The organism is Vibrio ostreae (assembly GCF_019226825.1).
In the GTDB taxonomy this organism is placed as follows: domain Bacteria; phylum Pseudomonadota; class Gammaproteobacteria; order Enterobacterales; family Vibrionaceae; genus Vibrio; species Vibrio ostreae.
The window spans coordinates 92,469-114,084 of the sequence record NZ_CP076643.1 but is presented as its reverse complement, the minus strand read 5'-3'; the positions used below and the strand labels follow the sequence as shown (position 1 = coordinate 114,084).

At 50.2% G+C, this 21,616-nt stretch carries 22 protein-coding genes; 4 read left to right on the top strand and 18 right to left on the bottom strand.

Annotation, left to right across the window (positions count from 1 at the left end):
* Positions 1-141 precede the first annotated feature (141 nt).
* From lpxA to rpsB, 13 genes are all read right to left on the bottom strand, one after another.
* The gene (gene lpxA / locus KNV97_RS06670) at positions 142-930 is read right to left on the bottom strand and encodes an acyl-ACP--UDP-N-acetylglucosamine O-acyltransferase (protein ID WP_136482266.1); all 789 of its coding nucleotides are present in this window, start codon (positions 928-930) and stop codon (positions 142-144) included.
* A 1-nt stretch (position 931) separates the two neighbouring features.
* Positions 932-1,363, bottom strand: a complete 432-nt coding sequence (gene fabZ / locus KNV97_RS06665; RefSeq protein WP_206208366.1) for a 3-hydroxyacyl-ACP dehydratase FabZ — start codon at positions 1,361-1,363, stop codon at positions 932-934.
* Between the two features lie 116 nt (positions 1,364-1,479).
* Entirely contained in the window at positions 1,480-2,514 is a 1,035-nt protein-coding gene (lpxD, locus tag KNV97_RS06660) for a UDP-3-O-(3-hydroxymyristoyl)glucosamine N-acyltransferase (protein ID WP_218562765.1), read from the bottom strand.
* Positions 2,515-2,524: 10 nt separating this feature from the next.
* Entirely contained in the window at positions 2,525-3,034 is a 510-nt protein-coding gene (locus KNV97_RS06655; protein ID WP_136482260.1) for an OmpH family outer membrane protein, read from the bottom strand.
* Positions 3,035-3,048: 14 nt separating this feature from the next.
* Complete coding sequence (bamA, locus tag KNV97_RS06650) at positions 3,049-5,463, bottom strand: outer membrane protein assembly factor BamA (protein WP_136482258.1); 2,415 nt, start codon at positions 5,461-5,463, stop codon at positions 3,049-3,051.
* A gap of 48 nt (positions 5,464-5,511) precedes the next feature.
* The gene (gene rseP / locus KNV97_RS06645) at positions 5,512-6,870 is read right to left on the bottom strand and encodes a sigma E protease regulator RseP (RefSeq protein WP_218562764.1); all 1,359 of its coding nucleotides are present in this window, start codon (positions 6,868-6,870) and stop codon (positions 5,512-5,514) included.
* Entirely contained in the window at positions 6,867-8,075 is a 1,209-nt protein-coding gene (ispC, locus tag KNV97_RS06640; protein WP_136482254.1) for a 1-deoxy-D-xylulose-5-phosphate reductoisomerase, read from the bottom strand. Before ispC ends, rseP begins: the two co-directional genes overlap by 4 nt.
* 51 nt (positions 8,076-8,126) lie before the next feature.
* On the bottom strand, positions 8,127-8,969 hold the full coding sequence (locus tag KNV97_RS06635) for a phosphatidate cytidylyltransferase (RefSeq protein WP_136482252.1): 843 nt from the start codon (positions 8,967-8,969) through the stop codon (positions 8,127-8,129).
* Between the two features lie 16 nt (positions 8,970-8,985).
* Positions 8,986-9,738: a polyprenyl diphosphate synthase gene (gene uppS, locus KNV97_RS06630; RefSeq protein WP_136482250.1), complete on the bottom strand. Its 753-nt coding sequence runs from the start codon at positions 9,736-9,738 to the stop codon at positions 8,986-8,988.
* 95 nt (positions 9,739-9,833) lie between these two features.
* On the bottom strand, positions 9,834-10,391 hold the full coding sequence (frr, locus tag KNV97_RS06625) for a ribosome recycling factor (RefSeq protein WP_136482248.1): 558 nt from the start codon (positions 10,389-10,391) through the stop codon (positions 9,834-9,836).
* Positions 10,392-10,427: 36 nt separating this feature from the next.
* Positions 10,428-11,159 (bottom strand): UMP kinase, encoded by a 732-nt coding sequence (pyrH, locus tag KNV97_RS06620; protein WP_136482246.1) that lies wholly within the window; start codon positions 11,157-11,159, stop codon positions 10,428-10,430.
* A gap of 159 nt (positions 11,160-11,318) precedes the next feature.
* Entirely contained in the window at positions 11,319-12,161 is an 843-nt protein-coding gene (gene tsf / locus KNV97_RS06615) for a translation elongation factor Ts (RefSeq protein ID WP_218562763.1), read from the bottom strand.
* A gap of 135 nt (positions 12,162-12,296) precedes the next feature.
* A complete protein-coding gene (rpsB, locus tag KNV97_RS06610; protein ID WP_136482241.1) occupies positions 12,297-13,025 on the bottom strand; it encodes a 30S ribosomal protein S2 in 729 nt (242 codons plus the stop codon).
* 411 nt (positions 13,026-13,436) lie between these two features.
* Here rpsB and map point away from each other — a divergent pair, with 411 nt between their 5' ends.
* From map to KNV97_RS06595, 4 genes are all read left to right on the top strand, one after another.
* Positions 13,437-14,279: a type I methionyl aminopeptidase gene (gene map / locus KNV97_RS06605; protein ID WP_136482239.1), complete on the top strand. Its 843-nt coding sequence runs from the start codon at positions 13,437-13,439 to the stop codon at positions 14,277-14,279.
* A gap of 152 nt (positions 14,280-14,431) precedes the next feature.
* Positions 14,432-15,787: a [protein-PII] uridylyltransferase family protein gene (locus KNV97_RS22245; protein ID WP_407701897.1), complete on the top strand. Its 1,356-nt coding sequence runs from the start codon at positions 14,432-14,434 to the stop codon at positions 15,785-15,787.
* Between the two features lie 114 nt (positions 15,788-15,901).
* Positions 15,902-17,056, top strand: a complete 1,155-nt coding sequence (locus tag KNV97_RS22240; protein WP_407701904.1) for an HD domain-containing protein — start codon at positions 15,902-15,904, stop codon at positions 17,054-17,056.
* A 141-nt stretch (positions 17,057-17,197) separates the two neighbouring features.
* Positions 17,198-17,578, top strand: a complete 381-nt coding sequence (locus KNV97_RS06595; protein WP_218562762.1) for a DUF3461 family protein — start codon at positions 17,198-17,200, stop codon at positions 17,576-17,578.
* Between the two features lie 63 nt (positions 17,579-17,641).
* Here KNV97_RS06595 and pgpA read toward each other — a convergent pair whose 3' ends face one another.
* The 5 genes from pgpA to ribBA all read right to left on the bottom strand — a co-directional run bounded on the left by pgpA (position 17,642) and on the right by ribBA (position 21,595).
* Complete coding sequence (pgpA, locus tag KNV97_RS06590) at positions 17,642-18,148, bottom strand: phosphatidylglycerophosphatase A (protein WP_136482232.1); 507 nt, start codon at positions 18,146-18,148, stop codon at positions 17,642-17,644.
* The gene (thiL, locus tag KNV97_RS06585; protein WP_218562761.1) at positions 18,145-19,119 is read right to left on the bottom strand and encodes a thiamine-phosphate kinase; all 975 of its coding nucleotides are present in this window, start codon (positions 19,117-19,119) and stop codon (positions 18,145-18,147) included. Before thiL ends, pgpA begins: the two co-directional genes overlap by 4 nt.
* A 195-nt stretch (positions 19,120-19,314) precedes the next feature.
* Entirely contained in the window at positions 19,315-19,785 is a 471-nt protein-coding gene (nusB, locus tag KNV97_RS06580; protein ID WP_136482228.1) for a transcription antitermination factor NusB, read from the bottom strand.
* On the bottom strand, positions 19,785-20,255 hold the full coding sequence (ribH, locus tag KNV97_RS06575; protein ID WP_078925467.1) for a 6,7-dimethyl-8-ribityllumazine synthase: 471 nt from the start codon (positions 20,253-20,255) through the stop codon (positions 19,785-19,787). Before ribH ends, nusB begins: the two co-directional genes overlap by 1 nt.
* A 230-nt stretch (positions 20,256-20,485) precedes the next feature.
* Positions 20,486-21,595 carry a bifunctional 3,4-dihydroxy-2-butanone-4-phosphate synthase/GTP cyclohydrolase II gene (gene ribBA / locus KNV97_RS06570; protein WP_136482226.1) on the bottom strand — a complete coding sequence of 370 codons (1,110 nt, stop codon included), beginning with the start codon at positions 21,593-21,595 and terminating at the stop codon, positions 20,486-20,488.
* Positions 21,596-21,616: the final 21 nt, after the last annotated feature.

Genomic DNA, 21,616 nt, shown 5'->3' with positions numbered 1-21,616 from the left:
TAACTTGTGCATTTTGGACCGCAACTTTACGAAAAAAGCGGCTGTCCAAAAAACACGATGCACAAAACACGCTGGGCTATAAAACACAAAAAGACCGTCCGACAGGCGGACGATCTTTTTCCATCATTGGATTAGCCGAGCTTAGCGGATAATGCCACGCTCAGAGCTCTCCAGCAGGTCAACAAAGCGCTGTACAGATGACCACTCAGCCGCCATCTCTTTCAATACAACCAGGGCTTCAGCCTGAGTCTTACCGGCGCGGTAGATCTCTTTGTACGCTTTTTGCAAAGCACGAATTTCTGCTTTTTCAAAGCCGTTACGCTTAAGACCAACCAGGTTAAGACCAAACGGAGACGCATGGTTACCCTGCGCCAGCACGTAAGCCGGCACATCCTGAACCACGGCAGAACAGCCGCCGATGTAGGCATAAGCGCCAACTGAGCAGAACGGGTGAATCGCCGACAGAGCCATGACACCTGCGTAATCATGCACAGTCACGTGACCGCCCAGAATGGCGTTGTTACCAATGTGTGTGTGGTTACCCACAATCACATCGTGCGCAATGTGCGCATTGACACACAACAGGTTGTCGTTGCCGACCACGGTTTCGTGTTTATCCTGCGTGGTACCTCGGTGGATCTGGACTGCTTCACGAATGACGTTACGGTCACCGATGATAACGCGCGTATCTTCACCGCCGTACTTCTTGTCCTGGTTCTCTTCACCAATGACAGCATGCGGGAAAATGCGGTTGTCTTTGCCGATTACTGTGTTGCCTTTGATCACAACATGCGACATCACTTCCGTGCCTTCACCAATGGTGACGCCGGCGGTAATGTAAGTAAATGGCCCAACCGTGACATGAGCGCCAATCACTGCGCCGTCTTCGACCACCGCTGCCGGGTGGATTTGTGCCGTTTCGTGGATCATATTAAAATTCTCTGCGTGCACATTTCAGTTCAGCTGAACACACCACTTCACCGTCAACTTTCGCAACGCCATTGAACAGGGCGATACCGCGACGCTCTTTAACGAATTCCACTTCGATCATCAGCTGGTCGCCAGGACCCACTGGTTTACGGAATTTTGCGTTGTCGATGCTGGCAAAGTAGTACAGCTCGTTTTCTTTTGGCGCACCGAAGGTTTTGAATGCCAGCAGGCCGGTTGCCTGTGCCATGGCTTCAAGGATCAGTACACCAGGAAAGACTGGAAGCTGGGGAAAATGACCGGTGAACTGAGGTTCATTCACTGAAACATTCTTAAGGCCAATCAGGTATTTACCTTCTTCATAATCCGTTACGCGATCAATCAGCAGAAAAGGGTAACGGTGAGGAAGAAGCTCCTGAATTTCAGTGATATTCATCATTTTCTTTTCAGTAGTCAAAGTCATATTCCTATTTATCAATACAAAAATTAATTAGGGCATTATAGACGAAAAAGACTCGCATATTGCGAGCCTTTTTTAACAAAAAACCGGAATTATGATTCCGCTTTTTGCTCAAGCAGCTTCTCTACCGCTTTTAAGCGCTTATTCATCTCATCAATACGATGAACGCGTGTTGCTGTCTTACGCCACTCTTTATTGGGTTGCAGCGGGATGCCTGAAGAGTACATGCCCTTCTCATCAATACTGCGCATCACCATGCCCATTCCGGTAATAGTCACGCCATCTGCAATTGTGATATGGCCGTTAATTACCGACGCGCCGCCAATGATACAGTATTTACCGATCGTCGTACTACCGGCCACAATGGTACCACCGGCCATGGCTGTACCATATCCGATGTGCACGTTGTGGGCGATTTGCAGCTGGTTATCGAGAATAACGTTGTCTTCGATCACGGTGTCATCGAGCGCACCACGGTCAATGGTGGTACACGCCCCGATCTCAACCCGGTGACCGATACGCACTGAACCCAACTGAGGAATTTTAATCCACTCGCCACGCTCATTGGCATAGCCGAAACCATCCGAGCCAATCACAGTGCCGGACTGCACCAGGCAGTCCGTACCGATAACAACATCATGATAAATGCTGACGTTAGCCCACAGCTTAGTATTGTTACCCAGCTTAGCATTTTGGCCAATAAAGCAACCTGGGCCAATCACGACGTTGTCACCCAGCTCAGCGCCAGACTCAATCACCGCATTGGCGCCAATTGAAACATTATTTCCTAACTTAGCGTCCTCGGCCACCACTGCACTCGGTGCAATGCCACCTTTAGCCGGAGCCGGAGTGGTATCCAGAGCCTGTGCCACCTTAGCAAACGCCACGTAAGGGTCTGCAACCACCAGAACATTTGATGGGCATAGCGCCTGCTGCTCCGCTTTGACCATGATGACGGTGGCTTGACACTCTGCCAGGTGTTTACTGTATTTCGGATTTGACAGGAAGGTTACATCTCCCTGCTGTGCGCGATTCATCGGCGCAACGGCAGATACTACAGCACTGCTGTCACCGTGAACCTCCCCCCCAGTAATCGTTGCCAATTCGGCTAAAGTTAGTGTAGTCATAATGTTCTAATTATTTGATTGCTTTGATAACTTGTTCGGAAATATTGTACTCAGGTTTGCCGTATTGCATTGCGCTTACGTCAATGATCATATCGTAGCCGTCTTTTTCTGCTACTTTTTGTACTGCATCCTGAATCACTTTGAACAGTTTTTGTTTCTCTTCTGCTTCACGACGCTTAGATGCTTGATCCAGTGCCTGTGCTTTGATCTTGTACTTGCTGTCCAGCTGACCAATCTCAATACGCAGTTTCTCTACATCTGCTTCGCTCATCAGTTCTGAATCGCGTTTCAGTTTCTCGATTTTGGTCTTAGCTTCAGCCTGAATGCTTTGCAGTTCGGCCGCTTTATCCTTGAACTCTTCCTGCATTTTTTGCAGAACCACATCACGCTGTGGCAGAGCCTGGAAGACTTGTGCAGTGTTAATGAAACCCACTTTTTGCGCAGCTTCAGCCGCCTGCGCAATAAATGAAGAGCTGAGTACAATAAGGCTAACACCTGCCGCTTTGATGATGTTTTTCAAAATAGCTTCCTCTATTAGAAGGTTCGTCCGATTGTGAAAGTGAAGAATTCTTCATCGTCACCTTCGTATTTCTCAATAGGTTTCGCCAGTGAGAACACCAGTGGTCCCATCGGCGACATCCATTGCAACGCCACACCGTAAGATGAGCGGTAGTTGGTTGGGTCCGAGTAATCGTAGTAATAGTTGGCCCCGTAAGCGGCACCAGCATCACGGTAGTCAAATTCGGTATCCCACACGCTGGCCATATCGTAGAAAATACTGGTACGAATCTGGTTACGTGCTTCGTCCGATGCAAAAGGCGTCGGAACGATCAGCTCCACGCTGCCGAGGGCAACCGCGTTACCACCCACTGAATCATCGGTCGCAGTATCCGCACCGTTGTTCGAGCCAGAGTAATCACGATATACCGCTTTTGGACCAGCAGAGTTCGAGCCAAATCCACGCAGAGAGGTAAAGCCACCCGCGTAAAAGTTTTCATAGAACGGATAGAGGTTATCTTTGCCGTCGGTCTGACCATAGCCGTTACCGTAACCCAAGCGGCCACGCAGTAACAGCGTAAACTCATGCTTTTTGGTCAGCGGAATGTACTGACGCACATCATATTGCAGTTTAAAGTACTTGGCATCCGAGCCAGGTACGGTCATTTTAGCCGACGCACGCTGATAGTTACCCGCAGTCGGGAAGTAACCTTTGTTGAGGTTATTGCGGGTCCAGGCCACGTTGATATCAAAGTCATCGGTAATCAGACTGCCGTCTGAGTCCATATTACTTTCCTGAGCACGCAGGAACTGCTCGACCTGCAGGTAAGGCGTCAGGTTACCGATCTTGTTGTGGGTGTAACCGACACCAAACTCAAAACGGTTCAGTTCGTCAAACGGGAAACCCCAGGTCAGACTGGTGCCATAACTTTCGTTGGTATAGTCAACAATACCGGCTTCTGATGCTTCAAACTTGTTGAAGAACACTTTGCCACCCAGGCTGACCCCGTCGATGTTCCAGTACGGATCACGATATTCCAGTGTGATGTTACGCTGATAATCGTTGGTGGTCGCGTTAATACCAACCCGGTTACCGGTACCAAGGAAGTTATCCTGAGTCAGGCCCACGGTAAAGCTCACGCCCGATTCGGTCCCGTAACCGACCCCAAAGTTGACGCTGCCTGAGTTAGCTTCTTTGACGTTATACACCAGGTCAACCTGGTCATCAGTCCCCGGTACACGTACCGTCTGTACATCGACGGTTTCGAAGAAACCAAGACGGTTGAGACGGGCTTTGCCGGTATCAATCGCTTTCGAGTTCAGCCAAGAGCCTTCCATCTGACGCATCTCACGACGCAGCACTTCATCTTTGGTCGCATTGTTACCGACAAAACGAATGTCACGTACATACATACGTTTGCCCGTTTCAACGTTAATCACCAGCGATACCTGCTGCGTTTCATCGTCAAATTCAGGGATAGTACGCACCTGAGGATAAGCATAACCTGCTTCACCCAGTTCACGTTTGATTGACTCTTCCAGCTCCGTTACCGCTGAACCCTGATAGGTTTCACCCAGCTCAAACGGAATCATGGCTTTGAAGTCATCTTCTTTGCCGATCAGCTCACCACGGAATTTGACATCCTTCACCGTATAAGGCTTGCCCTCGTTGAGGTTCATGGTGATATAAACACCCTTTTTATCGGGTGAGATAGAGACGTTGGTTGAGTCAACCTGGAACTTCAGGTAACCACGATCGAGATAGAAAGAGCGCAGGGCTTCAATATCACCGGCCAGAACCTGCTTCTGATACTTGTCATCAGACAGGAAATTCCACCACGCGACATCCACATTGAGATTAAAACGTGAGCGCAGCTCTTCATCTGAGAAGACATCATTACCGATAAAGTTAATCTGCTGAATTTTAGCCGAGACACCTTCGGTGAAGACAAATTTAAGGTCGGCACGGTTACGCGGTAGCGGTGTCACAACCGCTTTAACCGTGGCGTTGTATTTACCTACACTGTAATAGAAATCTTCCAGACCTTTTTCGATGTTGCTCAGCTTGGTCCGATCCAGTGCCTCACCGACGCGGATGCCGGAAGCGTCCAGGTTCTGTTGCAACTGCTCTTCTTTAATTGCCTTGTTGCCAGAGAAAGAGACACTAGCAATTGTCGGGCGCTCTTTGACCTGCACCATCAAAGTATCGCCGTCACGCAGCACTTTGACATTTTCAAAGTTACCGGAGGCGTAAAGGGCTTTAATGATCTCGGCCACGTCCTGAGAATCCACGGTATCGCCAACCCGTACCGGCATTTTCAATAATGCGGCACCCAGCGCTACGCGTTGCAAACCCTCAATTTGAATGTCCTGCACAACAAAGTTTTCGGCACTGTGCGCTGACACGCTTGTTGCGAGCAGTGTCGCGAACAGGATTTTTTTCATTGCCATATTTGTTTTAGTTAGTCCTTACTACAACCTTTGCCTAATGCGTATCAATCACAGGCGAGTAAAATCGTTAAATATTGCCACGGCCATCAGAGAGAAAATGATCATACCACCGATGCGGTACCCCATTTCCTGTACTCTTTCCGGTACCGGACGACGAATGACAGCCTCAATGGCAAAAAACAGCAGGTGGCCGCCATCAAGCATCGGCAAAGGAACCAGGTTAATGATCCCTAAGTTAACGCTGATCAACGCCAGAAAACCAAGGAAGTAGACCAGACCGTAATCCGCGGTCGTCCCTGCCCCTTTCGCGATCGAAATCGGGCCACTCAGGTTATTCAGGCCGACATCCCCTACCAGCAGTTTCTTCAACATGCTGATCGTCAGATCAATAATCTGTCCGGTTTTATCAACCGCTTTTCCGATCGATTCAAATACACCAAATTGCAGTTCAAATCGATAATTTTCCGGCCAATCTGCGATTTTGGGGGCAATACCCGCAAAACCAATCACTTTTCCTTGAGACAGCTCTCGCGCCTGTGGATTCAGCTCAACCGACAGGCTCTGCTGATCACGCTCAAGGTCAAGCGTCAAGGGTTGCTCAGGGTGTGCCTGAATCGCCTCAACCACCTGTTGCCAGTCTGTAATCGGCTGACCGTCAATGCGGGTCAGCACATCCCCTACCTGTAATCCGGCGCGCTCTCCGGCTCCACCTGCAGACACACTGGTCAACTCCGGCGAAATAGCAGGGGTAAATGGATTAAATCCAAGCGCTCCCATAGCAGACTCTGTTTCAGGATCAAAGTTCCAACCGCTCAGGTCAAAAGTTTTGATTTCGTCGACCCCGACACCGTCTGGTGAAGAAACCGTCATCGTCATGCGCTGGTCACCAATGTGGGAAATCAGTCCCATGTTGACCGATTCCCAGTCCGGCGTTTCCACCCCGGAGACTGATTTAATTTCCATACCGGACTGCAGACCTGCATCGGCAGCAATTGAATACGGGGTCACAGTGCCAACCACCGGCTTAACCGCCGGAATGCCGATCATAAACACCAGCCAGTAGGCAAACACAGCAAAGATAAAGTTAAATACCGGACCGGCACTGACAATCGCACTGCGCTGCCAGAGCGGCTTTTTATCAAACGCAAACTGCTGCTGTTCTGGCGCCACATCATCGACACGCCCGTCAAGCATCTTGACGTAACCGCCAAGCGGAATCATGGCAATACTGTACTCAGTGCCGTCTTTACCGATCCGTTTCCAGATCGACTTACCAAAGCCGATCGAGAATTTTTCGACCCGGACACCACATTTTCTTGCTACCCAAAAATGGCCGTATTCATGCACGGCCACCAAAATGCCCAAGGCAACAATAAAAGACACCAGATTCCACAATATGCCACTCATAACAATCGCTCTTTTAATTCCTGAGATGCCAGACTTCGGGCCATTGTATCCAGCTCAAGCAGGCTTTCCAAGGTATAGGAATGTAACGGATTATTCATGCCGCAAATTTTAGACAACACCTGCTGATTAATAGTTGCGATATCCGTAAAGCGGATTTTGCCGTTTAAGAACGCCTCGACCGCCACTTCATTAGCCGCATTCAGCGACGTGGTCGCATGCTGACCTTCGTAACAGGCATCGATCGCCAGTTTCAGACACGGATAGCGCTGATAATCGACATCCATAAAGGTCAGTTCACTTAAACGGGTAAAATCAAGCGCAGCTACGCCAGCTCCGACCCGTTCAGGATACGCCATAGTATGGGCAATCGGCGTCGCCATGTCCTGCTCACCAAGCTGGGCAATCACGGAGCCATCACGGTACTGCACCATGGAGTGAATCACCGATTGGGGATGAATCAGCACTTTGAGCTGCTGCGGCGCCGCGTTAAACAGCCATTTGGCTTCGATAAATTCCAGCCCTTTGTTCATCATGGTGGCTGAATCAACCGAAATTTTCGGCCCCATCGACCAATTCGGATGCGCAATCGCCTGCTGCGGGGTCACACCAGATAACGTATTGATATCACTATAACGGAAAGGACCACCGGAACCGGTCAGCAGAATGTGAGAAACGCCGCTCTGGGCAAGATCACAACGTCCGAGCCGGGTCTGAATCTCCACTGGCAGGCACTGAAAAATCGCATTGTGCTCGCTGTCAACCGGCATCAACTCGGCGCCAAACTCTTCTACCGCGTCGATAAACAGCTGACCAGACATCACCAGGGCTTCTTTATTGGCGAGCAAAACGCGTTTACCGGCTTTAACCGCAGCCATCGTCGGCAGCAGACCCGCCGCACCGACAATTGCCGCCATCACGGTGTCAACTTCATCGCAGGCAGCAACCTGACACATAGCGTCAGTGCCGTACAGCACCTCGATATTAAGCTTAAGTTCACGCAACTGCGCCTGCAGTATCTGCGCGGCTTGCGCCGTGGCCATCACCGCATATTTAGGCTGCCAACGCTGGCAAAGCTCACGCATTTTGTCAACATTGCCACCTGCCGCCAGTGCGACCACAGTAAATTGTTCAGGATTCTCTGCGACTACCTTGAGCGTACTGGCTCCGATTGAACCCGTTGCCCCAAGAATCGTTAATTTACGCATAGCAAAAACCGTTGTGATTAAAGATGAGCAGGCGAAATACCTGCTCAAACATTAGAACAAGAAGTATAGAAGAGCGAATACAGGGAAAGCCGCCGTCAGGCTATCGATGCGATCCAGAATACCACCGTGTCCGGGAATGATATTGCTGCTGTCTTTAATGCCAGAGACACGTTTAAACATGCTCTCGACCAAATCACCCAGCACCGAGATAACCACAGTGAGCAGAATCGTCAGCAGCATAACAGGTAAAGAACTGAATTCGATAGCGAACAGATCGGCAAAGACCCAACCAACCAGCATGGCTGCGATCACGCCGCCCACCAGACCTTCGATAGTTTTATTCGGACTCACCGCCGGAGCCATTTTATGCTTACCGAAACTTTTACCGGAAAAATAGGCGCCGCTATCGGCCGACCACACGATCAAACATACAAACAGCACCAGCTTGGCACCGTGGAAAAAATCACTGTCGATCTGCTCGGCGCGCAGGAACACCACACTCCAGAAAAACGGCAGCAATGTAAGAAGGCCAAATGCATGGCGCGAGACGTTACATCCCTCCCACCTGTTGCGGGATTGAGGATACGTGACGGCGAGAAAACTGGCGTACAACCACCAGAACGAGCCAATCAACATCACAGCGTAATGCAGTGATGATGGCTCACGCAGCTCAGCGGCTGCCGGAGAAATAATAAAAAAGCTTGCTCCACCAACGATAACCGCCGGTAACAGCGCAGCGTAACGTGAAGAGTGCTCTACAAACTGAGTCCACTCCCAAAAGCCCAATAAGGTAACAACGGCCAGAGCGGCCACAAACCAAGCCAGCGGCAAATAGACAATGCCGGCAATCACCAGAGGGGCAAGAATGAGCGCGGTTATAATTCTTTGCTTCAAACTCAGAAATCCTATTCTATGATTCCATCAGTGCCTTAACCTGCTCACCGGTGCAGCCGAATCGGCGCTCGCGGTTCACAAACCAGGTCACTGCTTCAATTAAACTCTCTTCACCAAATTCAGGCCAGTATTGCGGCGTGAAATACATTTCTGCATACGCCAGTTGCCACAACATAAAGTTGCTGATGCGGCATTCGCCACTGGTGCGGATCAACAGGTCCACTTCCGGAATATCGGCCATGGTCAGATGCTGGGTAATCATGGCTTCATCAATCTGAGATGGATCCACTTCACCGCATGCGACTTTACGGGCGATTTCACGTGTGGCCTGAGTAATGTCCCACTTACCGCCATAGTTCGCGGCAATGTTAACGACCAAACCGGTGTTATTGGCGGTCAGGGCTTCCGCCTGGGCAATTTTTTTCTGCAGTCGCTCACTAAAACGACGGGTGTCGCCGATGATACGGAGACGCAGGTTATTCTTGTGCAGTTTTTTGACTTCGGTCGACAGAACTGTGATGAACAGCTCCATTAGCACACCGACCTCTTCTTCAGGACGACGCCAGTTCTCGCTGCTGAATGCAAAGAGGGTAACCGCTTTGATGCCTAGTTTCGCTGCAGTAGAGATGGTTTTTCGAACAGCTGAGACGCCACTTTTATGGCCGAAGACTCGAGGTTTACCTTGCGCTTTCGCCCAGCGCCCGTTGCCATCCATAATGATTGCAATGTGCTGAGGTAAAACATCTGAAGAGAGTTGCGAATTTTGCATAGGAACGTATTGACGACAAAAAAGATGATGAAGAGTAGCATAAAAAAACGCTGTGCTGCGAGCACAGCGCTTTTATCACTGAAATTAATCGGAAATTATACTTCCATCAATTCTTTTTCTTTTGCTGCCAGCACTTCATCAATGCGTTTAACAGCAGCATCAGTCAGTTTCTGAATTTCGTCCTGCGCTTTACGATCTTCATCTTCAGAGATTTCTTTCTCTTTCAGCAGGCCTTTCAGATCCGCGTTCGCGTCACGACGGATGTTACGAACAGCAACACGACCGCCTTCAGCTTCACCACGTACGATTTTAACCAGGTCACGACGACGCTCTTCCGTCAGTGGTGGCAGTGGTACACGGATTACCGTACCCGCTGACATTGGGTTCAGCCCCAGGTCAGACATCAGGATCGCTTTTTCGACTTTTGGCGTCAGCTCTTTGTCGAATACGGTGATGGCCAGAGTACGAGCATCTTCTGCTACGACGTTAGCAATTTGGTTAAGAGGCGTTGGCGCACCGTAGTACTCAACTGAGATGCCAGATAGCAGGCTTGGGTGCGCACGGCCAGTACGAACCTTACTCAGGTTGTTCTTTAGTGCTTCTACACTTTTGTCCATACGCTCTTGAGCGTCTTGTTTGATCTCATTAATCACAATTTCACCTTAATTCTTATTTCAACTTGCCAGTGATTATTCAGCGGAGGTAATCAAAGTGCCTTCCGTCTCACCCATCACTACGCGGCGCAGAGCGCCAGGTTTGTTCATGTTGAAGACACGGATTGGCATCTTATGGTCACGAGCCAGGGTAAATGCCGCCAAATCCATGACTTTCAATTCTTTGTCAAGTACATCGTTGTATGCGAGCTTATCATACAGCTGTGCGTCTGGGTTGGCTACCGGGTCTGCACTGTAAACGCCGTCGACTTTTGTTGCTTTGAGAACTATGTCCGCTTCAATTTCAATACCGCGCAGACACGCAGCCGAATCGGTAGTAAAAAACGGGTTACCGGTACCTGCAGAGAAGATCACAACGCGGCCCTGACGCAGTTGGCTGATCGCATCGGCCCAGTTGTAGTCATCACACACACCGTTCAGAGGAATGGCTGACATCACGCGTGCGTTTACATAAGCACGGTGCAGTGCGTCACGCATTGCCAGACCATTCATTACTGTTGCCAACATGCCCATGTGGTCACCTACAACGCGGTTCATACCCGCTGCAGCCAGACCCGCACCACGGAACAGGTTACCACCACCGATAACAACGCCAACCTGAACACCAAGTTCTACCAGTTCCTTGACCTCCTGCGCCATGCGATCAAGAACGGTCGGATCGATACCAAAACCTTCTTCGCCTTGAAGCGCTTCACCGCTAAGTTTTAACAGAATACGTTGATATGCTGGTTTAGGGTTCGTTGTCATGGACTTTACCTTCCAAAGAGAGTTCAAAGAGTTGTTTAACAGTCATGATTGGAAACTTAGATAAGAATTCCAATCATCACGGCTAAACGAATTATATGCCTAGTCGTGAAAAGACCGCAGCCTGGGCTACGGTCTTTATCTGAGCAGTCTCGAAAAGGCTTAACCTTTTTGAGCCAGTGCTACTTCTTCAGCAAAGCTCAGCTCTTCTTTCTTCTCGATACCTTCGCCTACTTCCAGACGAACGAAAGAAGTAACAGCAGCGCCTTTTTCTTTCAGAACTTCACCTACAGATTTCTTAGGTTCCATTACGAAAGGCTGGCCAGTCAGAGAAACTTCGCCAGTGAACTTACGCATACGGCCTTCAACCATCTTCTCAGCGATTTCTTTAGGCTTGCCTTCGTTCATTGCGATGCCAACCTGAACTTCACGTTCTTTAGCAACAACGTCAGCTGGTACATCTTCTGGGTTCACGTATTCTGGACGTGAAGCAGCAACGTGCATTGCAACGTGCTTCAGTGTTTCTGCGTCGCCTTCACCGGCAACAACAACACCGATTTTCTCACCGTGACGGTAAGAAGCCAGAGCAGCACCCTGTACGTATTGTACGCGACGGATGTTGATGTTTTCACCGATTTTAGCAACCAGTGCAACACGCTCGTCTTCGAATTTAGCTTGTAGCTCTTCAACAGATGCTTGAGAAGCTACCGCTTCTGCAGCTACTTTCTCAGCGAATGCTGCGAAGTTTGCATCTTTTGCTACGAAGTCAGTTTGGCAGTTAACTTCAAGAAGAACAGCAACGCCTTCACCTTCTTTGATGATGATCGCGCCTTCAGCAGCAACGTTGCCTGCTTTTTTAGCAGCTTTAGCAGCGCCTGACTTACGCATGTTCTCGATCGCTAGCTCGATGTCACCGTTAGTTTCAACAAGCGCTTTCTTACATTCCATCATGCCTGCGCCAGTACGTTCGCGCAGTTCTTTAACTAGAGCAGCAGTAACAGCCATTCTCTATTCCTCAGTTGATTCTGGATGTGGTAAAAATTGGGGGCCTACGTTTTCGGCCCCCAATGCTAACTATAATAACTTAGCTTATGCTTCAGCTTTGTGGCACATAGAACTAAGTATTACTATGAGCAGCTATTATTCAGCTTCTACGAAGTCGTCTTTGTCAGCAACAGCTGCAACGTCTTTGTTGCGGCCTTCAGTCAGAGATGCAGCAGCAGCGTTCAGGTACAGTTGAACAGCGCGGATTGCGTCGTCGTTACCTGGGATGATGTAGTCGATGCCGTCTGGGCTAGAGTTAGTATCAACTACTGCAAATACTGGGATACCCAGGTTGTTTGCTTCTTTAACTGCGATGTGCTCGTGATCAGCGTCGATTACGAACAGAGCGTCTGGTAGACCGCCCATGTCTTTGATACCACCAAGAGACTTCTCTAGCTTCTCCATTTCACGAGTACGCATTAGAGCTTCTTTCTTGGTCAGCTTGTCGAAAGTACCGTCAGTAGATTGTACTTCCAGCTCTTTCAGACGCTTGATTGACTGGCGAACAGTTTTCCAGTTAGTCAGCATACCGCCCAACCAGCGGTTGTTAACGTAGTACTGGTTGCTAGCAATAGCAGCTTCTTTAACCGCTTCAGATGCAGCGCGCTTAGTACCTACGAAAAGAACTTTACCTTTTTTCTCGCCAACTTTAACCAGCTCAGACAGAGCTTCGTTGAACATAGGTACAGTTTTTTCCAGGTTGATGATATGAACCTTGTTACGAGCGCCAAAGATGAATGGCTTCATTTTTGGGTTCCAGTAACGAGTCTGGTGACCGAAGTGAACACCAGCTTTCAGCATATCGCGCATTGATACAGTTGCCATTATATAATCCTCTATGGGGTTAGGCCTCCACATTCCCCATGTTTCCGACCTCTCAAACTAACGCTGGAGGCACCCCGGATCATGTGTCGGAATGTGTGTGATTTAAAGTTAAATGTTAGTGGAATCGTATCTGTTTCGCCAAATGAAGAAATCAGACCGAGTTTCCGGCGCGCTTTATACCACATTTTGCGCTCAGGTGGCTAGTAAAAAATCGGTCGTTCTCGCTGCCAGGTCTCGCTTGCCATGGCCGTTATCGCTCTCTTTTTGGTACGCGCAGCAGACTCATTAGTGACCACTCAATCACCTCTGATTCTCATTCTTACTTGACGGTATTGTTGCGCTTCCCTCTTCCACTGTTACAATAGCCCGATTAGCACAATGTGTGTGCATAAGCGTTAGTAGAGAAAGCCGATGTCTGTAATTATTAAAACTGCTGAAGAAATTGAAAAAATGCGCGTAGCCGGCCGTCTGGCGGCTGAGGTTCTGGAAATGATTGAACCTCATGTTAAGGCGGGCGTAACGACCGAAGAACTGGATCAGATCTGTCACAAGTACATCACTGAAGTTCAGGGCGCAATTCCGGCTCCTCTCAATTATCACGGTTTCCCTAAATCTATCTGTACGTCAATCAACCACATCGTCTGCCACGGCATCCCGGCAGAGCAAGACAGTGCTTACGGCCAGATCACCCGTCCGGCTGTGCTGAAAGATGGCGATATCATGAACATCGACATCACAGTGATTAAAGATGGCTATCACGGTGATACCTCGAAGATGTTCCAGGTCGGTGACGTTGCTCCGGCGGATAAGCGCCTGTGTCTGGTTGCTCAGGAATGTCTGTACCTGGCACTGAAAAAAGTTAAACCGGGCACACAACTGGGTGAAATCGGTACCGCAATTGAAAAACACATCAAGACCAACAACAAGAACAACCCGCGCCTGAAATTCTCGATCGTGCGTGATTACTGTGGCCACGGCATCGGTGCCGGCTTCCATGAAGAGCCACAAGTGGTGCACTACCGCAACAGCGACCGCACGGTACTGCGTGAAGGTATGATTTTCACTATCGAGCCGATGATTAACGCTGGTAAATTCGGTTGCCGCCTGGATGATGAGGATAACTGGACCGTTTACACTGCCGATGGCAAAAACTCGGCTCAGTGGGAGCACACCATCCTGGTCACCGCAGACGGTTGCGAAATCCTGACCCTGCGTGAGGAAGAGAGCATCCCACGCGTGTTCCACAACGCATAACCGGCTTCCAATCCCTGCTTCGGCAGGGATTTTTTTATCCCCGGCTTCCGGCCCCACGCCTTGCCAGCACTGACGTAATATCTTGAGGCCGCTGACGGTTATCTGATAAATTCAATCTCAGTATATATTGAAACATTTGCATGGACGCACTTATGCCTTATTTATCTCCTGTGAGCCTGAGCGAAGAGCAACTGACCATCAGTGAACTGAAACAGCAGCTCGAACAGTTTGCCCAGTATCAGAAAGACGAATTCCTCAGCCATCATCCGGTCGCCGATCTGGTTATCGGCCGCGCCGAATACATGGATCTGCTGCTCAACCGTTTATGGCGCCACTTCGGTTTTGAGCAAATAGCAGAGATGAGCCTGGTGGCCGTGGGCGGTTATGGCCGCGGCGAGCTTCATCCGCTGTCAGATATCGATATTCTGGTGGTTTCCAGCCACAAGCTCCCCGACGACATCGCAGCCAAAATCAGCGAGTTCATCACCTTCTTATGGGATTTACGTCTTGAAGTCGGCCATGCGGTACGTACCGTCTCTGAATGCGGCGACATCGGTCGCGAAGATCTCACCGTCGCCACTAATCTGCAGGAAGCACGTTTGCTAAGCGGCAGTGAAGAGACCTTCCACCGCCTGAAACTGGTTATCCATTCAGAAAGCTTCTGGCCCAGTGAAACCTTTTACCGCGCCAAGATTCAGGAACAGCGTGAGCGTCACGCACGCTACCATGACACCACCTACAATCTCGAACCGGACATTAAATCGACTCCGGGCGGCCTGCGCGACATCCACACCCTGGGCTGGGTAGCACGCCGCCACTTCGGCGCCAAGACGCTGTATGAAATGAGCACGTTTGGCTTTCTGACCGATGCGGAGTTTCGTGAACTGGTCGAGTGTCAGGACTTTTTGTGGCGGGTACGTTTTGCCCTCCATCTGGAGCTGAAACGCTACGATAACCGGCTGACGTTCGCCCATCAGGCTCAGGTCGCTGAACGCCTGGGTTTCACCGGTGAGCATAACCGCCCGATCGAAATGATGATGAAAGAGTTCTACCGTACCCTGCGCCGGGTAGCGGAACTCAACAAAATGCTACTTAAGCTGTTTGATCAGGCGATCCTCAATAATGGTGAAGAGTGCGAGCCGGAAATCATCGACGACGACTTCCAGCGCCGCGGTAATCTTATTGAAGCGCGTAAACCGGCGCTGTTTCAGGCCCGCCCGGAAACCATTCTCGATATGTTCCTGCATATCGCCAATGACTCCAGCATAGAAGGTGTGTCACCACCGACCATGCGTCAACTGCGCACGGCGCGCCGGCGTCTGAATAAGTTCCTGCACACCATTCCGGCAGCGCGGGAAAAATTCATGGAACTGACCCGCCATCCGAATGCACTGCATAAAGCCTTCAGTCTGATGCACAAACTGGGGGGTGCTGGCGGCTTATCTGCCGCAATGGAGTCAAATTGTCGGCCAGATGCAGTTCGATCTGTTCCACGTCTATACCGTTGATGAACACAGTATCCGCCTGCTCAAGCACATTCATGTGTTCTCTGATATGAAGAATCACGATAAACACCCGATTTGCTGCGAAGTTTACCCTAAAATTCAGAAAAAGAGTTACTCATCCTGGCCGCTATTTTCCATGACATCGGTAAAGGCCGCGGCGGCGATCACTCAGAAATCGGCGCAGTGGAGGCTTACGATTTCTGTATTGAGCACGGTTTGTCCAAACCGGAAGCCAAACTGGTTTCCTGGCTGGTACAAAATCACCTGCTGATGTCAGTCACCGCCCAGCGCCGGGATATTTATGATCCGGATGTGATCATTGAGTTTGCCAAGAAAGTTCGCGATGAAGAGTATCTGGAATACCTGCTGTGCCTGACGGTGGCGGATATCTGTGCCACCAACCCGGAATTATGGAACAGCTGGAAACGCACTCTGCTGGCCGAACTCTACTACTCAACCCAGCGCGCCCTGCGCCGCGGGCTGGAAAACCCGGTCGATGTGCGTGATCGTATCCGCCATAACCAGCAGATGGCCTCTGCCCTGCTGCGCAAAGAGGGCTTCAGCGCGCGCGAAATCGAGCTGTTGTGGCAACGTTTTAAAGCCGACTACTTCCTGCGTCATACTCATAAACAGATTGCCTGGCACGGCACTCATCTGCTGCGGCTCGAAGACCACACCAAACCTATGGTAATGATCAGCAAAAAAGCGCCGCGCGGCGGCAGCGAAATCTTTGTCTACACCAAAGATCAGCCAGCACTGTTTGCCACTGTGGTCGCTGAACTGGACCGGCGTAATCTCAGTGTCCATGACGCTCAGATTATGACCAGCAAAGACGGCTATGTACTCGATACCTTTATGGTCCTGGATCAGAACGGCAATGCGATTGAAGAAGCCAACCGCAAGCCTTTAACCGAGCAACTGTTACAGGTATTGCAGGAAGGCCAGCGGCCGAAAATTCGCCCACGTCGTATTCCGCGCCAGTTACAACATTTTAAAGTCAAAACTCAGGTCTACTTTTTACCCACCAAGAGTAAAAAACGGACTCTGATGGAGTTTGTTGCGCTGGATACTCCGGGATTACTGGCCACTGTCGGGGCAACCTTCTCCGAACTGAATCTTGATTTGCACGCGGCAAAAATTACCACTATCGGCGAACGGGCAGAAGACTTGTTTATCCTGACCGGTGCCCACGGCGGTAAACTGAGTGAAGAAGAAGAGCAGACGTTACGCGAACATCTGGTGAGTAACGTCTGCGAACTTGCGCCGAATTAGGGCAAACTCGGGGCAAGCGCGATCTTGTCCACAAGTTAGAGGTGTGGTGACAAAGTAAGCTGTCTCTGCCAGTGGCAGGCTGCTACATTATTAATAACTGTCTCACTGTTCACTATCGTACTGATAATAAAGAGGTCGCTTATGTTTCCACACCTCACGGGTCTCGGTATTGCCGAACCGGCGCAAATCGAACGTTATTCGCTGCGCCAGGAAGCGCACAAAGATGTCTTAAAAATCTATTTCAAGAAGCAGAAAGGCGAACTGTTTGCCAAAAGCGTTAAGTTTAAATATCCACGCCAGGTGAAAAATGTCCTGGTCGACAGTGGCAGCCATCAGTACAAAGAGGTCACGGAAATCAACCGGAACCTGACTCTGGTGATTGAAGAGCTCAACAAAGTGACCCGCCATGTCAGTCTCAGCGCAACGGATACCAAACAGAAAATCCTCAACGATTTGCGCCACCTGGAAAAGGTGGTGGCCAGCAAAATTGCTGAAATTGAAGCCGACCTGGAAAAACTGTAGTCAGTTGAGCGCGAAGCGCCGTCCTCAGAGACAAAAAAGGTTCCCTTGGGAACCTTTTTTGGTTTAAACCAGCCACCCGGCCCAATGCCCAACCAGCACCAGAGCAATCGCCGCCATCACGCCGGCCACCAGATCATCGAGCATGATGCCGAATCCGCCGTGAACCCGCTTATCGAGCCAGCCAATCGGCCAGGGTTTGACCATGTCAAAGAAGCGAAACAGCACAAAGCCAGTGACCAGCCAGCGCCAGTCCAGTACCGGTAACTGCATGAGCGGCACCACCAGCATGGTGATCCAGAACCCGGCAAATTCATCCCACACAATGGAGCCGTGATCATGCACCTGCATGTCATCAGACGTGACCTGACAGATTTTAATCCCTATCACAGCGGCGGCAACAATCACCAGTATATACAGTGTCAGCGGCAGTTGTGCCAGCAGCAGATAAAACGGCACCGATGCCAGAGTGCCCATCGTACCCGGCACCACAGGCGACAGACCGCTACCGAAACCGGTCGCCAACAGATGCCACGGATTGTTCATACGTAAACGAGATTTTGGGTTGGTCATTTTACTTCCTTGAAATGATCATAGCCGCTCAGCGCCCAATCCAGCTTCTGGCCGTTGTTAAGTAGTTCGAACACGCCTTGCGGGCGAATCTGACCAATACAGGTCACTTTGGTGCCGCAGTGTGCCAGCGCACTATCGAGAGTGCCCTTGTTCTGCGCCGGAACGGTAAAGCATAATTCGTACTCTTCTCCGCTGGTCAGGGCATATTGCTGCGCAACCTGAATCGAAGGCGCAAACTGACGCAGCTCTTTCGACATCGGCAGACAGTTGACATCCAGACTCACACCGACTTGTGACTGATGCAGAATATGCCCCAGGTCTGAAATTAGACCGTCCGAGATATCGATTGCGGCGGAAGCAAGGTTGAGTAGCGCCTGCCCGGCCAGAATGCGCGGCGTTGAAAGGTAATGACGTTGTTCCAGCTCTGCAGCGAAGGGCTCCTGGCGTTTTTCGGGGGCAAGAATCACATCCAGCCCCGCTTTGCTGTCACCCAGTTCACCGGTCACATACACCCAGTCACCCACTTTAGCCTGATTTCGCAGCAAGACTTTATCTTGCGGCACAAAACCCTGTACGGTCAGGGTAATGCTCAGCGGGCCTTTGGTCGTGTCACCGCCAATCAGCTGAATATTGTAATAGTTGGCCAGCTCAAAGAAAGCATGACAAAACGGTTCGAGCCAGGCTTCGTCGATGTGCGGCAAAGTCAAAGCCATGGAAACCCAGGCCGGTGTCGCCCCCATCGCAGCTAAATCGCTCAGGTTGGAAGCCAGAGCCTTATGGGCTACCCAGGCTGGGTTGGCTTCAGGCAAAAAATGGGTGCCCGCGACCAGGGTATCGGTGCTGATGGCAATGCGCACGTTGTCAGGCGCTTTGACGATAGCACAGTCGTCACCGAGAGTCAGATGGACATCTTTGCGCTGTGCCTGACGGGCAGAAAAATACTTATCGATTAGGTTAAATTCACCAAACATCAGGAGTACCAAGTCTTGTCGGCAAGACTGAATTGACGATATAAGAAGACTAAGCGAACTATATAGAAAGACCAAACGAACTATATAGAAAGACTAAACGAACTATCTAGATAGACGAAATTTACTATATAGAAAACACGAAATTAACGATATAAAAAAGGTCAGCGATTGCTGACCTTTTCAGTGTAAAGCGAATTACGATTTTTTGCGTACATGGGGTGCGGCTTTATCCAGCACACCATTGACAAATTTATGGCTGTCTTCTGCAGCGAAAACTTTAGCCAGTTCAATCGCTTCATTGATGACCACTTTGTAAGGAACATCATCGCGGCGAGTCATTTCGTACATCGCCAGACGCAGCAACGCCAGTTCCATCATATCCAGATCCTGCATAGGACGAGACACAAACGGACGCAGTTTGCTGTCTAATTCAGTGTGGTTCAGGACAACCCCTGCGAGCAGGTCACGGAAGTATGCCACATCAGTTTCTGGCGCTGAAAGTGCAGGTTCTGCAGCATGATGCTCTTCTTCATCATACTTACCACTGGATAAAAATTGCTCTTCGATAGTCGCAACATTATCTTTAGTAATCTGCCACGAATAAATAGCTTGTAGCGCAAACTGGCGTGCATTACGACGTGCGGCTGGTTTCACACTGGCCCCCATTAGGAATCAATTTCAGAAAGAACGTTAATCATCTCAAGTGCGCTTAGTGCAGCTTCTGCACCTTTATTACCAGCCTTGGTTCCTGCGCGTTCAATAGCTTGATCGATTGTATCAACGGTCAGAACACCGAATGCGACAGGAATACTGAATTCCATCGACACTTGTGCCAGACCTTTATTCATTTCACTACAAACATAGTCAAAGTGTGGTGTACCACCACGAATTACTGAACCCAGCGATACGATCGCATCAAATTTACCGGTTTTCGCCACACGTTGGGCAACCAGTGGTAGCTCTACCGCACCCGGGCAACGAACTACAGTGATGTTGTCGTCGCTCACTTGGCCGTGACGCTTCAAAGTGTCGATGGCACCAGACAGCAGACTTTCGTTAATAAAACTGTTGAAACGAGAAATCACAATCGCAACTTTTGCATTTGGTGCTGGGAAACCACCTTCGATCACTTTCATAAGCTTTCCTTTAACTATGTTCATCAAGTGAGAATCGCCGGATTCTAGCACAATTTTGTGAGCGATATCTAATGGAAATTGACACCCTCAGCCCGCACCGACCCAGCCCTCTCCCTGAGAACTTGATTGAATTTGAATTTATTATTGAGGCTTAAACACTTGCCGCCCACCTTGGCGACAGGTATCGGGTTTATTGCTCAGCCCCGTCAGCGGGCCTGAGCGACGTTTGCTTACTCGCAGATGTACTCAACCACGTTGAGGCCAAAGCCACCTAAAGCGTGGTATTTTTTGTTCGGCGACGACAGCAGACGCATATCACTCACACCCAAGTCGGCCAGGATCTGCGAGCCAACACCGACACGACGCGAGGTGCCCTGTTTCTTCGCCAGTGTTGGCGCTTCACCTTTGTCCTGCTGTTCAAACATTTTCAGACGATGCAGCAGCAGTTCAGTCGACTCTTCATTACCCAGAATAACCAGCACGCCGCCATCCTGACCGATGCGTTTCATCGCTTTGTCCAGTGTCCAGCTGCGCTCGGCATTGCGATCACTGCGCAGCAGATCGGTAAACGTATCTTGCAGATGAACCCGAACCAGCGGTACTTCTGTCACCAGATCGCCTTTCTTCAGCGCATAATGCAGTTGGTTGTCGATGATATCGCGGTAGGTCACCAGGTCGAACTCACCAAACTCGGTCGGCAGCTTACACTCAGAAACACGCTCAATCGTGGTTTCGGTGTTATTGCGGTATTCGATCAGGTCAGCGATGGTGCCCAGTTTAATGTCGTGCTTGTCAGCAAACAGTTCCAGATCCGGGCGACGCGCCATAGTGCCGTCATCATTGAGGATCTCAACAATCACAGACGCCGGCTCCAGGCCCGCCAGACGCGCCAGGTCACAACCGGCTTCAGTATGGCCGGCACGGATCAGCACGCCGCCGTCCTGTGCGGCCAGCGGGAAAATATGACCAGGCTGGACCAGATCAGACGCCACTGCGCCTTTCGCTACCGCCGCCTGCACAGTACGGGCACGATCAGCGGCAGAGATACCAGTGGTCACGCCACGGGCCGCTTCAATAGACACGGTAAAGTTGGTGGTATACTGAGCGTTGTTATCCTGCACCATAGGTGGCAGGCCAAGATTGTGACAACGCTCTTTGGTCATGGTCAGACAAATCAGACCGCGGCCGTGGGTCGCCATAAAGTTGATCGCTTCCGGCGTAATATGCTCGGCAGCCATGATCAAATCACCTTCATTTTCCCGGTCTTCATCATCCATCAGGATGACCATCTTACCGAGGCGAATATCTTCGATAATTTCTTGCGGCGTACTAATTGGCATGATTCTCGTCCTATTATCCGG

Coding starts and splice junctions, on each gene's coding strand:
- ispC (WP_136482254.1), bottom strand. CDS start 8,075: ATGCGTAAATTAACGATTCTTGGGGCAACGGGTTCAATCGGAGCCAGT.
- thiL (WP_218562761.1), bottom strand. CDS start 19,119: ATGTTTGGTGAATTTAACCTAATCGATAAGTATTTTTCTGCCCGTCAG.
- rpsB (WP_136482241.1), bottom strand. CDS start 13,025: ATGGCAACTGTATCAATGCGCGATATGCTGAAAGCTGGTGTTCACTTC.
- bamA (WP_136482258.1), bottom strand. CDS start 5,463: ATGGCAATGAAAAAAATCCTGTTCGCGACACTGCTCGCAACAAGCGTG.
- rseP (WP_218562764.1), bottom strand. CDS start 6,870: ATGAGTGGCATATTGTGGAATCTGGTGTCTTTTATTGTTGCCTTGGGC.
- ribH (WP_078925467.1), bottom strand. CDS start 20,255: ATGAAAGTGATCGAAGGTGGTTTCCCAGCACCAAATGCAAAAGTTGCG.
- tsf (WP_218562763.1), bottom strand. CDS start 12,161: ATGGCTGTTACTGCTGCTCTAGTTAAAGAACTGCGCGAACGTACTGGC.
- KNV97_RS06595 (WP_218562762.1), top strand. CDS start 17,198: ATGTTTCCACACCTCACGGGTCTCGGTATTGCCGAACCGGCGCAAATC.
- pgpA (WP_136482232.1), bottom strand. CDS start 18,148: ATGACCAACCCAAAATCTCGTTTACGTATGAACAATCCGTGGCATCTG.
- uppS (WP_136482250.1), bottom strand. CDS start 9,738: ATGCAAAATTCGCAACTCTCTTCAGATGTTTTACCTCAGCACATTGCA.
- pyrH (WP_136482246.1), bottom strand. CDS start 11,159: ATGACAACGAACCCTAAACCAGCATATCAACGTATTCTGTTAAAACTT.
- KNV97_RS22245 (WP_407701897.1), top strand. CDS start 14,432: ATGCCTTATTTATCTCCTGTGAGCCTGAGCGAAGAGCAACTGACCATC.
- lpxD (WP_218562765.1), bottom strand. CDS start 2,514: ATGACTACACTAACTTTAGCCGAATTGGCAACGATTACTGGGGGGGAG.
- nusB (WP_136482228.1), bottom strand. CDS start 19,785: ATGGGGGCCAGTGTGAAACCAGCCGCACGTCGTAATGCACGCCAGTTT.
- fabZ (WP_206208366.1), bottom strand. CDS start 1,363: ATGAATATCACTGAAATTCAGGAGCTTCTTCCTCACCGTTACCCTTTT.
- map (WP_136482239.1), top strand. CDS start 13,437: ATGTCTGTAATTATTAAAACTGCTGAAGAAATTGAAAAAATGCGCGTA.
- lpxA (WP_136482266.1), bottom strand. CDS start 930: ATGATCCACGAAACGGCACAAATCCACCCGGCAGCGGTGGTCGAAGAC.
- ribBA (WP_136482226.1), bottom strand. CDS start 21,595: ATGCCAATTAGTACGCCGCAAGAAATTATCGAAGATATTCGCCTCGGT.